This is a genomic window from Streptomyces sp. NBC_00503 (assembly GCF_036346895.1).
GTDB lineage: Bacteria > Actinomycetota > Actinomycetes > Streptomycetales > Streptomycetaceae > Streptomyces.
In genome coordinates, this window is the sequence record NZ_CP107855.1 from 7,311,029 (window position 1) to 7,323,575 (window position 12,547).

The window sequence follows — 12,547 nt, forward strand, 5'->3', positions numbered from 1 at the left end:
CCGGCAGCGAGCCGGTCAGTGGCCGCGCAGGCCCTGGTCGACGGCGGTCATCAGCTCGCCGTCGGCGGTGTCGGCGTCCAGGGACCAGAACATCGCGCCGCCCAGGCCCTCTTCGCGGATGTACCGGGTCTTGGTGCGCAGCACCTGCGGGTCGTCGTACGTCCACAGGGTGGAGCCGTCGAAGAGCCAGGCGCTCCCATTGTGCCGGTCGCGGTAGACCTTGTAACTGCCCGAATCGGCAAGCTTCTTCAAGGCCTTGTAGTCCTCGTACCCGGCCGACCAGGTGGCGGGCGCCGGCCCCGTCGCGGGCTGGCCCATGCCGTCCCCGCCGCCGGTGACGCCCGTCCAGCCCTGACCGTAGAACGGCATGCCCATCACCAGCTTGCGCGCGGGCGCGCCGCGCTGCTCCCAGGCGTCCACGGTGCCGTCGACGCTGAAGTCGCCCCGGGCGTACAGCGCGGACTGCTGGGCGGTGGTCTTCTCGCCGGAGACGTGGAAGTCGTAGCCCTGGAGGGTCACGAAGTCGAGGTCCCGCATGATCCGCCGAACGTCGAAGCCCGCGTCGATCTTGGCGGGGGCGGTCGGGACGAAGGCCGTCAGCTCGTACTTCGACTTCCGCTTCTGGTCGCGGGAGTAGGCGTCGAGCTGGGTGCGGAACTCGGCCACCAGGGCGGCGAAGTTCTTCTTGTCCTCGGGGCGGTAGGTGGTGTCGGAGTCACCGGCGGAACCGGGCCACTCCCAGTCGATGTCGAACCCGTCGAAGACCCCGGCCGCCGCGCCCGCGCCGCCGCGGCTGCCGTCCTGCGGGAGGTTGCCCTTGATGTACAGGTCGATGCAGGACGCGACGAGCGCCTTGCGGGAGGCGGGGGTCAGCGCGGCGTCCGAGAAGTGCGTGGACCAGCTCCAACCGCCCAGCGAGAGCAGGACCTTGAGGCCCGGATGCTTGGCCTTCAACTCGCGCAGCTGGTTGAAGTTGCCGGCGAGCGGCTGGCTCCAGTCGTCGGCGACCCCGTCGACGGAGTTCTCGGCGTCCAGCGGACGCACGTAGTCGGCCCAGGCGTCGGCCTCCCCGGGGACGTTCCCGGTGAAGCACTTGCCGTCCGCGCTGATGTTGCCGAAGGCGTAGTTGATGTGCGTGAGCTTGCCCGCGCTGCCGTTCTTCTCGAGGTCCTGGACCTGGAAGTCCCGTCCGTAGACGCCCCATTGGGTGAAGTAGCCGACCTTCTTGTACGAGCTCTCGTGCCTGGAGTCTCCGTGGCCGGAGCCGTCGTGGGCGGGGGCGAAGGCGGTCAGCAGGGAGAGGGAGCAGGCGGCGACGGCCAGCCTGCCGAGCGTGCTGCGGCGCATGGGCTTCCTTTGCGGATGCGGGGAGTGGTGCCGGGGCGCGGGCGCTGTGCATGCGGAAACTATTGGTCTGGACCAGAGCGGGTCAAGGGGGTGGCGGGATCCGGCCGGATCCTGTTGCGTGACTGATCCGCCCGCGCAGCTTCAGCCCGTGGGGCACACGGGGCCGACCGATTGGCCTGGCAGGTACGCCTGGTGTTCCTCAGGCGTGAAGTCGCGGCCGACGGCCCGGCAGATCTTGTGGGCGGCTTCGGTGGGCTGGAGGATGGCCACGTCCCAGAGCCGCGCGGTCTTGTCGTGACCTCCGGTGGCGAGTGTGTGCCCGTCGGGGCTGAACGCCACCGCGTTCACCGTGTCGTTGTGGTGCAGCGCGGCGTGGGTCTCGTGGGTGCGCACGTCCCACAGCCGCGCGGTGTTGTCGATGGTTCCGGTGGCCAGTATCTGTCCGTCGGGGCTGAACGCCACCGCATAAACAGTGTCGTTCTGGGGCAGGATGGCGCGGTTCTCGTGGGTGCGCACGTCCCACAGCCATACGGTGGTGTCGGCGCTGCCCGTGGCGAGGGTGCGTCCGTCGGGGCTGAACGCCACCGCATATACGGGCCCGGCGTGGCCGGTCAGAGTGGTCGGAGTCTCATCGAGGGCGTTCGCCGTCCACAGAAACACGGTGTTGTCGACGCTGCCGATGGCGAGTGTGTGCCCATCGGGACTGAATGCCACCGAGGCCACCGCTTCGCTGTGGGTCAGGGTGTCACGGACCTCGTCGGTGGCGAGGTCCCACAGCAGCACGGAGGTGTCGCGACTTCCGGTGGCGAGGGTGCGCCCGTCGGGGCTGAACGCGACCGAGGTCACCTGGTCGGTGTGGTCTTTCAGGGTGGCCCGGGGCTTTCCGGTGGCGACGTCCCACAGCCGCGCGGTCTTGTCGACGCTGCCGGTGGCGAGGGTGTGCCCGTCGGGGCTGAAGGCGACCGAGGTCACCCGGTCGGTGTGGCCTTTCAGTGTGACCCGGCGTTTCCCGGTGGCGACATCCCACAGCACTGCGGTCTTGTCGGTGCTGCCTGTGGCGAGCACGTGTCCGTCGGGGCTGAACGCCAGGCAATCCACCGAGTCCGTGTGTCCGGTCAGAGTGAGGCGGTTGGTGCCGGTGGTGAGGTCCCACAGCCGTACGGTCTTGTCGTGGCTGCCTGTGGCGAGTGTGTGTCCGTCGGGGCTGAACGCCACTGAGGTCACCGAGTCGGTGTGGCCGGGCAGGGTGGTACGGATCGTGCCCGTGGCGACGTCCCACAGCGCCGCGCTGTTGTCGGCGCTTCCCGTGGCGAGTGTGCTCCCGTCGGGGCTGAACGCCATGGACATCACCCCGTCGGTATGGGTGGTGAGGGTGCTGAGGATCTTCCCGGTGGGTGCATCCCGCAGCACCACGGTGTAGCGGTCACCCTCAGTGGCGAGAGTGCGTCCGTCGGGGCTGAATGCCACCGAGCCGACCGTTTCGCTCTGGACGGTGAAGGTGTCCCGGAGCATGCCTGTGGTCACCTCCCACAGCCGTACGGTCCTGTCGGCGCTGCCGGTGGCGAGGGTGTGTCCGTCGGGGCTGAACGCCATGGACCACACTCCGCTGGAGTGGCCTTTCAGGGTGTGCCGGGGACTGTCGGTCGCCACGTCCCACAGCACGACCGTGTTGTCATCGCTGTCAGTGGCCAGAGTGCGTCCGTCGGGGCTGAACGCCACCGCGCCCACCTTCACGGTCTGCGGCAGGGTGCTGCGCATCGCGCCGGTGGCCACGTCCCACAGCCGCACGGACCCGTCGCCGCTTCCTGTGGCCAGGGTGCGACCGTCGGGGCTGAACGCCACCCGGTTCACCCAATCGGTGTGACCGGTCAGGCGTCGCTGCAGCGGGAGAGCTGCGGCGTTTCGCAGGCTTTCCTTGGACTCGGGAGTGGGGCTGGTGCGGTAGGCCTGGACGGCCAGGAGCGCGGCGAGGTCGGGGTTCTTGCCGATGAGCGTGCTGGACTGGGTGGCGAGCTCACGGGACTGGGCTGCCTGCTGTTGGGTGACGGCTGTCCGCCACTGCCAGACGGCTCCTCCCATGGCGACAAGGGCGAGGGCGAGTAGCGCGGCCAGGATGGTGTTGAGGCGTCTGCTGCGCCGGATGACGGCCTGCTGGCGTTGCTTGCTTGCGGTGAGGAAGGTGGCGATGTCGCCTGGCAGCCGGCGTTGCTGCGACCATTCGAGGCCTTCCGCCAGCGCTGTTCCCCCGAGCAGGTCTCCGGGGTGGTTCTCTTCGACGTAGCGGGCGCGCCGTGCGCGGGAGTGGTCGAGCCACTCCTGGAAGCGATGGTCCTGATGGACCCAGTCGCGCAGTGTGCCCCAGTCGCGGATGAGTGCGTCGTGGATCAGTTCGGCCACTGGCAGCGGGGGTGGGGTGTTGCGCAGGAGGGAGATGGGGAGTGTGTGGGTGGTGATGATGCGATGACGCGTGAGGTGCGCGAGGACCTCGTCGATGTCTTGGCCGCCATCGGGCTCCCCGCTGAGGCCGGCCGCCATTTCGCGCAGTTCCTGCAGGGGGACCTGCTCGCGGATGGCGGGGATGTTGTGGCGGGGGTCGGCGGAGCGCACCAAGGAAGTCAGGATGCGTTGTGCGATGGGCCGTTGCTCCGCGGGCAGCTGGTTGAGGGCCGTGTCGCACCAAGTGGTCAGGCTGCCGGTGACTCCGCCGATGCGCCGGTAGGCATCGTGGGTGAGGTATCCGTCGTGGCGCCGTTGCCACAGCTGGCTGAGTGTCAGCTCCAGCAGAGGCAGCACGGTGACCGGTGCCTGGCTGGTCGTGGCCCCCTCGGGAGTGGTGGCGAGGACGTCGGAGATGATCTGCTCGGGCAGCCCGTGCTCGAAGCGGGCGCCCGCGTTCAGGGCGGGCAGGGTGATGATGTCGTGCAGGTCGTACCGGCTCAGGGTGCCCGGTATGTTCAGGAGTCCCGGCATCGCGGCCTCCAGCAACTTGGGTGCCAGGGCGGCCTGCTGGGGGTAGAAGTCGTCACGCATGATCAGGATGACGTCGAGTGCGGCGTGCGACCTGACCGCGGTGGTGATCTGGTCCGTGGCAGCCAAGCGGTGCTCCAACTGCTGGCCGGCTGCGGGGTGAGTGAAGAGCTCTTCGAACTGGTCGATGATCAGTACGACGCGTTGACAAGCGGGTTCGGCGGAGAGCCGGCGGGTGACGGCCGTGGCGATTCCGTCACTGCCCACCCCGGACAGTCCGGCACGATCGAGTTCGGCCAGCAGGTCCTGCCGTGGCCGGATGACCACCGGCAGCCACGTATCGCTGCCCGGGAGCCCGCCTGCGGCCAGTGCGGGCAGGACACCGGCCTGTATCAGGGATGATTTGCCCGAGCCGGAGGGCCCCAGCAGCAGGGTCACCCGCTGCTGCTGGTCCATGTTCGCCAGTACCTGCCGGACCGCGTCCTTCCGGCCCTCGAACCACCGGGCGTCTTCTGCGGTGAACGACTCCAGTCCCCGGTAGGGGCACACATCCTGCTCGGTCAGCTCGGGCCAGATCTCCCGCAGTACGTCAACGGGCGTGATGTAGGCGATGCCCTGCCCCCTCTCGTGCTCGTCGGGGGCGGTGATCTCCGTGAGCATCCCGACGACCAGGCCGGTCACTTCGTCCATGACCGGCGCGCCGCTGAACCCGGTGGTCAGGTCGTTGGCCCCGGTCAACTGCACATGGATGCCCCTGCCCTCGGTGGCCGGCAGTAGATCGCCGGCCACCGCATACCCGTAGTGCCCGCCGACAGGGGCCTGGGTGGGGAACCCGAACGAGCGCACGGCGTGGTCCCGGCAGCCCGCTGCGGAGCCCAACGGCAAGGCCTCCACAACCGCTGACACATCGGCCAGGAGCAGGACGGCCACGTCTTCGTCCTCAGGGGCACGCCACGGCTCCTCCAGGACAAGGCCCTCGAGCCGGGGTGCTCCGTCCGCGTGCGGAAAGACCAGCTGGACGTGCTCGCCGGGCCCGGCTCCGGCAGCACGTACGACATGGGCACAGGTGACGAGGATGCCCTCGGCAGCCAGGAAGCCGGCCCCGGTTACCTGATCGTCCGGTCCGAGGATCTGGGCCACGGCGTCGAGCAGACGTGCGCTGTGGTCGCGGGTCCGGCCAGTGCCCGCATCGTCCATGGGATCACCCCGAATGCCCGTCCGCGCCGGGACGGCCAGGGCTGTCCTTCTTCCACGTCATGGTCACTCTCAAGTGGCCGTTGGCGCTGGTCTTGGTGATCACGGCCCCGGCGGCGACCGAAAGGTCGACGCCGAACTCGACCGTGATCCCGTCGGGGCCGGCCTTGCGCAGCTCGTCGAGCGTCGTGCGCGCCGCCTCGGCGACCGATCCCAAAGCCTCCTGCAGATTCCCCGGCAGGTCATGAATGGCATCGCTGACGCGACCTGCCTTCAGCGGCCCGTCCACCTGGGCCGGAGCCTCCACCAGGATGGAGCCCCCGCCGTCCAACGGAATCCGAGCCGGATACGTCATGGCCCCTCCACTCATCGTGCTCGTCGGCGGTGCTGACGACCAGTGCGCCGACGGCGCCCCGCGGGGGCTTGCCGTCCCGGCGCCAGTGGCGGTGACGTGAGGTTCATCGGCCGCGCAAGCGCCGACGCCCCCTCTCGATCATCGTCGAATCCGGCACATACCGCATCCGGGCCACCACCTGCCGCACCGGCGGGCTCGCCACGTCCCTGCCCCGCGACGGTCCGGGTCTCGTAGCCTGGGCGGCATGCTCTCTCTCGAGTCCGAGGACCCCGTGGCCGTGGCCGTCACGGCCGCCATCCGGGGCGGCGACCTCGACGGACTGCGCAGGCTGCTCGCCGCGCACCCCGGGCTGGCCGCGGGCCGGATCGTGAAGCGGGGCGCCGCCGCCGGTGAGCGCAGCCTGCTGCACATCGCCGTGGACTGGCCCGGCCACCACCCGCGCACCGCCGAGGTGATCCGTACCCTCGTGGCCGCCGGGGCCGCTCCCGGAGCCGGGTTCGTCGGCTCGCACCCCGAGACCCCGCTGCACTGGGCGGCGAGCAACGACGACGTGGCCGCGATCGACGCACTGGTGGAATCGGGCGCCGACATCGAGGCCCCCGGGGCCGTCCTGGGCGGCGGAGCCCCGCTCGCCGACGCGACCGGCTTCGGCCAGTGGAGGGCGGCCCGCCGACTGCTCGAACTCGGCGCCCGCCCCACCCTCCAGGACGCGGCCACCCTCGGACTGCTGGACAGGGTCGAGGAGTTCGTGGCCGCGGGGGTGGGCCGGGAGGAGCTCGACAGCGCCCTCTGGGGCGCGTGCCACGGGGGCCGACTGTCCACGGCTCGGTACCTGTTGTCCCGAGGGGCGGACATCAACTGGATCGGCTACGACGAGCTGACCCCGCTCGACATCGCCCTGACCGGCCAGGACGTGCCACTCCTGGAGTGGCTCCGGTCTTCCGGCGCCCGGACCCGCGAGGAGATTTCGCGCGACTGATCCACGGCCGGCCCCCGAATTGATTGGATCTTCCGCCCGCGTCGTGACATGGTTGGTCCTGCCGAAGGGGTGTAGCTCAGTTGGTCAGAGCGTCGGTCTCCAAAACCGAATGTCGCAGGTTCGACTCCTGTCACCCCTGCTGTGCGCAATGCCCTGTGGCCCAGGTCGGACGAGTGATCGTCCGACCTGGGCCACAGGTGTTTCCGGGGTTCTCTTGAGCTGTGGCGCAGGCCGATCCGCGGCGCCGCGGATCGCCCGGATTTCGCCGGTCAGCTCTTGCGGGCCAGCGGTTGCCCGGCGAAGCTCACCGCTTCCAGGCCGTGGGCGATGAGGTTGCGGATGTTGCTGTGATCGGTGCCGTTCGGCGTCGCCACCACACTGCGGTAGTGCTCACCGAAGGCCCACAGCGCCTCTTGGTCGCTCAGCCCTTCCAGCAGGGCCAGTCCCAGGGTCTTGCAGGAGCCCTCGTTCTCGCCCGCAGCGTTTTCCAGGCCCCCGTTGCGGAACGCCTGCGGCTGATACTCGTAATGCGCGGCGACGAAGGCCAAGGTGTCGGCGAACTCGTGCTCACCTGACGCAAGGCTTGTCCGCAGCGAGCTGAGATCAGTCATGGTGGTTCCCCTGGGTTGGACGGACGGTCCGAATGCCGTCCGTGACCGGCCGACAATACCGCCTTGCGGCCACTCGGAACGAGCGGCATCTCCGCAGGTCACGATGTGCGTCTGTGTGATCCGACGAGAGCCGGTTCCGTGCCGGCTACTGGCGTCGGCGGAACAGACAGATGACCGCTGTGCGTTCGCCGTCGAGGGCCTTGACCGACATCTTGTCGAGGTACCAGCCCTGGGCTTCGATGGCTTCGATGTGCTCCCCGACGCCGGGCATGACGCCGGTGCTGCGGCTGTTCGTGCTCGCTTCGATGATCCTGAAGGCGAGGACGCGGCGGCCGGCCCGGTACGCCTCGGCCGCGGTCCTGGCAGCGACCTCGGGCGGGTTCATTCCTGGTACCCGTAGGGGCGGGTGATCAGTTCCATCCCGTGTCCCGAAGGGTCCTGGAAGTACACGCCCCGGCCGCCGTCGTTGTGGTTGATCTCGCCGGGCAGCCGGCCGTGCGGATCGGCCCAGTAGGTGATCTTCGCTCGCTTGATCTTCTCGAAGGCCTCGTCGAACTCGGCCTCGGAGACGAGGAACGCGTAGTGCTGGGCGGTGATGGACTCGGCCGGGATGGTCGCGAAGTCCAGGGTGACGCCGTTGGCGGTGTCGACGGGGATGAACGGGCCCCAGGGGGCTCCGACCTCCAGGCCGAGGAAGTACGCCAGGAACTCGGCCGACTCCCGGTTGTCACGGGAGTGGATGATCGTGTGGTTGAGCTGAATCGCCATGGGTGAATGCCTCCGAAAGGCATGTCTCGGCACCTCCATGCCTCACCCAGCCGGTGACCGACACGCGATGCCGCGACATGATCCTAAACACCCCTTACGGGCGGAGTCCAGTGCATTCGGACTGACCGACGGCGAGGACCTCGGGCCTCAAGAGCCCGAACCCCCGTACACCGCCTTCACGTTGTCCTGCGCCGGGTGCGTCCTGCCCGCGGGGCCGGCGGCGAAGACCCGCAGCAGGTTCTCCGTCACCCGCGTCGTCAGTGCACCCGACCGAGCGTCCAGACCGTGGTTGGCTCCGCTGCGCCCGTCGCCCGTCGCGTCCAGGGCCTCCACCCAGCGCATGGTGCCGGTCGCGAAGACCCCGGCGCCGCTCGGCACGGTGTAGTACGCCGTGTCCTGGTGGCTGGGGCGGCCCTCGCAGACCACGGGGGAGTGGGCCAGGATCTCGATCGGGCGAGGGGTGGGGAAGCCGGTGTTGACCTTGTCGTACTCCACGCCGACCAGGTGCGCGAACGTGTCGCCCGCCTTTGCGCCCGTGCCCTCGAAGAGCCAGTGGCCCGGATTGGTCACCACGTACGGGGCGTCCACCGGGTAGCCGTCGTAGATCACGCCGAGCAGCGAACTCTCGGGGTCGGCCCCGGGCGCGGAGCGGAAGTCGACGGTGGCGGGGTGACCGCGTTTGAAGCCGGGATCCTGCTCGTAGGAGGACTTGTAGCAGACCAGCGTGCGGTCCGGTCCGAGATCGGACGCCTCCAGCCGGATCCGGCGGAAGCAGCAGTTGGCCCCGAGGATCGCGATGTTGGTGCCGGCGTCCCGGGCGGCCGTGAAGTGCGCGCGCTGTTCCGGCGACCAGTACTCGTCGTGTCCGAGCGAGAGCACGGCCGAAGCCCCCTCCAGCAACCGCTTCTCCCGGGCCACGTCGGTGGTCGTCGTGTACGCCAGGGGCATGCCGAGTCGCTCGGCGAGCGCGAGCAGCGGAGCCTCGTAGACGAGGAACAGGCCCGCGCCGTCGTCGTACTCGTACGGCCGGTCGAAGGAGACCGCCAGCGAGCGCGAGGCATAGCCCCCGGAGGGGCCGTCGTAGCTGCCGTAGCCTCCCCAGCGGTTGTACGCCTGCCAGGTCGCCACCGCGTTGACCATGACGGTGCGTCCGGTCGTGGCGGCCGAGCGCACGGTGACGGGGACGAAGCGCTGGCCCTCGCCGCCCTGCGCGTCCAGCCGCAGCAGGTAGCAGCCCTCGGGCCAGTCCTTGGTCTCGACGGTGGCGCTACGGGTCCACCGGGTGCGGACCATACGGGTCGCCGCATCCACCGTGTGGTCGGGCTGGCGCGCCCCGGGCAGGGCCTCGGACCGCCAGACCAGGCGGGCGCGGGCCCCGCCGTACCAGCCCATGCGGTAGGCGGAGACGGTGAAGCGGGGTGCGGTGGTGGAGACGTGCAGGCCGAAGGACTCGCCGGGCAGGACGCTCACCTTGTCGGCGAAGCCCTCGATGGCCCGCGCCGGTCCGGCCTTGGTCACCTGCCAGTCGGCGTTCCCCGGACGGGCGTTCTCCGCTTTGACGTCGAAGCCGTGGGACCCGTCCTTGTCGGGCGAACCGGACGGCTTGGGGCCCTTGCCGGGGCCTGCTCCGTCCGCCCCTCCCGTGTTCGCGGCGTCCGTGTTCGCGCAGCCGGCTGTGGCGGCCAGCCCGGCGGCGGTGGCCGCCGCCCCCGTCGCCATGACGAGAAACCGCCGTCTGCCGGCGCCGGTGCCTTCGCGGTCCTCGCGGCCCGCGCCGTCCCCGGTTATGTGCTCCTGATCCATACAGGGCACGTTATGTCACCCTGTGGCCTAAGTTTTTACCGCCCCGCGCGGGTCCCCGGGATCAGCCCAGCCGCACCACCACCTCCTGGGAGGCTCCCTCCAGCGAGGTCAGGCTGCCGAAGTCGATGCGCAGCCCGGTCCCGCCGGTCGCCGCGACCACGCTCGCCGCCCGCGAGAGCACTTGGGCCACGGGCCGGTTCCAGACCACGGTCAGGGCCGTCAGCGTGCGGGTCGGATCCGAGACGCAGACCACGGCCGTGCCATCGCCCCGCTCTCGCACCGTCACCGAACAGGGCGCGCTCGCCTGCAGCGGGCCCACCGTCGCGGCCTGCCAGAAGTTGACCCCGGTGAAGCCCAGCGAGCCGACCGACACACCCTGGGCGGCCGGGCCGTTGGCGAGCACGGTCAGCCATCCGGCCGCCGCGGCCCGCGCCGAAGTCTGGGCGGCGGAGGCACCGGGCAGCAACTGGTGGACGTAGCCGGCGTCGGTCGGATCCGTCCCGTGGTCGTACCAGAGGGTCAGGTAGCGCCGGGTCAGGGGCGCGGTGGAAGCGCTCCGGTTGATATCGCTCCACTTGCCGGTACGGGCCTCCCGCAGCGCCCGGAAAGTACCGGAGCCCGACATCACGTACCCGCCGAACCCCGCCAGGTGCGCCCAGCCGGGTCCGGAGAAGGAGGCGGTCCACCCCGGGGTGGTCGGCTGGAGCGCGCCGCCGACGGTCAGGGCGTGGGCACCGGCCGCGCCCAGATTCCGGTTGTCGATGACCGAGTCGACCGCGGTGCCGTCCGAGGCACTGATCCCGGCGCCCAGACACACCACCGTGTCGTCGAGGAAGAACCACGACTTGCGCGCCGTGAGCGTGCTCCCCAGCCCTTTCAGGTGCTGGCCCACCGAGGCGAACTCTCCGTCCGTGGTGCCGCCCACCCACGTGACGTCCGGCCGGGAGGCCCCCCAGTCCCCGCCCGCCCCGTCGGCCAGTGCCTTGCGCGAGGCGGTGATCCCGGGCAGCCGGTACGGATCCACCGTGGGCCAGAAGGCGTCCGAGTACTGCCCGTTGCCGTAGCCGGACCCCCACCAGCAGAGCATGCCGCTGCCGGTGTGCCAGCCGCGCAGGTTCTCGCCGTTGCCCGTTTCGTAGTGGGTGATCCGCTTCGAGGCCATGGACAGGGAGGCCGCCCAGGCGGGCCGCCGGTGCGTGGCCCGGTCCATCGACGGGAACAGCCGGTGCGCCACCGGCTCTGCCGCGGCCGTGACCGACGCGTCCGCCGAGACCTCCGAGATCCGGGCCAGGGCCGACAGGGTCTGGGTGGTGTCCGACAGCGGTGCGCTGTAGTAGTCCCGCGCCGCCCAGCCCTTGACCAGGGCCCGCCAGCGGGCCCGTTCGGCACTGCTCGCACCCTCGGAGAGCAGCAGGATCGCGGCGAGTACGGCGTGGCCGCGCGTGTGGTCGTCCATCTGCACCTGGAGGGGATCCGCCACCTGGACGCCCCGGCTCGGGGCCCGCCCCGAGACCGCGTCCATCATCAGCCCGTTGAACAGGAACGGCGCCCACGCGTGCTCCACCGCGTCGAAGACGATCTGCGAACCGGGATCGGTGACCTCCCACGCCGTCCCCTTCAACAGGCCGAACAGCATGCCCAGTCCGCCGAGCATCACCGATCCGTACGAACCGGTGTAGGCGACGTAGGAATGCTGGATGAAGGAGCCGTCCCGATAGAGCCCGTCGCCGGTGGTGACGAACGGGAAGACCGGGGACAGGGCGTCCCGGGCCAGCGCGATCTTCGCGTCCTCCCCGGCGACCACCCCGCGCAGCGCCAGCACCCGGCACAGGTCCACCCGGTTCGCGCCCGTACTGGTCCCGGAGTACGAGGCGACCACCGAGTCCGGCACGAAATGGTCCACCGCCGCGCAGTAGTCGGCGAGCCGGGCCGCCGGCAGCCGGTCGTGGAGCAGTACGCAGATGTCGAGCAGGGCCTGCGGGGCTCCGATCTGCCAGCACCACCAGTTTCCGTACCGCGTCCGGGAGGCGTTGTAGACCTGCGCGTGCATGTGGTCCAACCCGGTCAGCAGGGCCGTCAGCAGCCCGGGGTCCCCCGTGAGCCCGGTGCCGGGACGGACGTGGGCCTCTGCCATCGTCCGCAGCCGGTAGTAGCTCTGCGCCATCCACTCGGGGTCGGTGGTGAAGACCTGGTCGGGCCAGAGCGAACCGCTGGTCGGAGCCATGGAGGCCTGCCACTGGCCGGCCTGCGTGCCCAGGGCCGCCAACCGGGTACGGAACGGCTCCGCGGTCGGGGAGAACCGTGAACCCAGGATCAGGCCCTTCCAGACCGTTCGCATGGCCTCGTGGACCGAGGTCACCGTCCCCGCGACCGCCTGGAAGGCGGGCGTACCGAGCAGCACCACACCGGCACCCGCCGCCGCGAGGAAGGCACGGCGGTTCCACACATCTGCCATCGCAGTCTCCTTTGACTGAAACGCTTCCGACCACTCGACCCCGCTGATTCACCCGTGTCTCATGCCTC

General features: G+C 70.2%; 9 protein-coding genes and 1 tRNA gene. 2 read left to right on the plus strand and 8 right to left on the minus strand.

Going from position 1 to position 12,547, the window contains the following annotated elements; all coding sequences use genetic code 11:
• Nucleotides 1-15: 15 nt before the first annotated feature.
• The 3 genes from OG490_RS33350 to OG490_RS33360 form a co-directional block, all read right to left on the minus strand.
• Nucleotides 16-1,347, minus strand: coding sequence for a glycoside hydrolase family 18 protein (locus tag OG490_RS33350; RefSeq protein ID WP_330299998.1), 1,332 nt, complete (start codon nucleotides 1,345-1,347; stop codon nucleotides 16-18).
• A gap of 141 nt (nucleotides 1,348-1,488) precedes the next feature.
• Entirely contained in the window at nucleotides 1,489-5,511 is a 4,023-nt protein-coding gene (locus OG490_RS33355; RefSeq protein WP_330299999.1) for an nSTAND1 domain-containing NTPase, read from the minus strand.
• A 4-nt stretch (nucleotides 5,512-5,515) separates the two neighbouring features.
• Nucleotides 5,516-5,863 carry a CU044_2847 family protein gene (locus OG490_RS33360; RefSeq protein WP_330300000.1) on the minus strand — a complete coding sequence of 116 codons (348 nt, stop codon included), beginning with the start codon at nucleotides 5,861-5,863 and terminating at the stop codon, nucleotides 5,516-5,518.
• A 244-nt stretch (nucleotides 5,864-6,107) separates the two neighbouring features.
• Here OG490_RS33360 and OG490_RS33365 point away from each other — a divergent pair, with 244 nt between their 5' ends.
• Together OG490_RS33365 and OG490_RS33370 are read left to right on the plus strand one after the other, a co-directional pair.
• Nucleotides 6,108-6,842 (plus strand): ankyrin repeat domain-containing protein, encoded by a 735-nt coding sequence (locus OG490_RS33365; RefSeq protein ID WP_330300001.1) that lies wholly within the window; start codon nucleotides 6,108-6,110, stop codon nucleotides 6,840-6,842.
• A 65-nt stretch (nucleotides 6,843-6,907) separates the two neighbouring features.
• Nucleotides 6,908-6,981 (plus strand) — tRNA-Trp (locus OG490_RS33370).
• Between the two features lie 130 nt (nucleotides 6,982-7,111).
• On the opposite strand, the gene OG490_RS33375 is transcribed toward OG490_RS33370, so the two are convergent.
• The 5 genes from OG490_RS33375 to OG490_RS33395 form a co-directional block, all read right to left on the minus strand.
• Complete coding sequence (locus tag OG490_RS33375) at nucleotides 7,112-7,453, minus strand: HopJ type III effector protein (protein ID WP_330300002.1); 342 nt, start codon at nucleotides 7,451-7,453, stop codon at nucleotides 7,112-7,114.
• 145 nt (nucleotides 7,454-7,598) lie between these two features.
• Nucleotides 7,599-7,838 (minus strand): hypothetical protein, encoded by a 240-nt coding sequence (locus tag OG490_RS33380; RefSeq protein WP_330300003.1) that lies wholly within the window; start codon nucleotides 7,836-7,838, stop codon nucleotides 7,599-7,601.
• The gene (locus OG490_RS33385; protein WP_330300004.1) at nucleotides 7,835-8,221 is read right to left on the minus strand and encodes a VOC family protein; all 387 of its coding nucleotides are present in this window, start codon (nucleotides 8,219-8,221) and stop codon (nucleotides 7,835-7,837) included. Before OG490_RS33385 ends, OG490_RS33380 begins: the two co-directional genes overlap by 4 nt.
• A 147-nt stretch (nucleotides 8,222-8,368) precedes the next feature.
• Entirely contained in the window at nucleotides 8,369-10,024 is a 1,656-nt protein-coding gene (locus OG490_RS33390; RefSeq protein ID WP_330300005.1) for a N,N-dimethylformamidase beta subunit family domain-containing protein, read from the minus strand.
• Nucleotides 10,025-10,085: 61 nt separating this feature from the next.
• Entirely contained in the window at nucleotides 10,086-12,479 is a 2,394-nt protein-coding gene (locus tag OG490_RS33395; RefSeq protein ID WP_330300006.1) for a polysaccharide lyase 8 family protein, read from the minus strand.
• Between the last annotated feature and the right edge of the window lie 68 nt (nucleotides 12,480-12,547).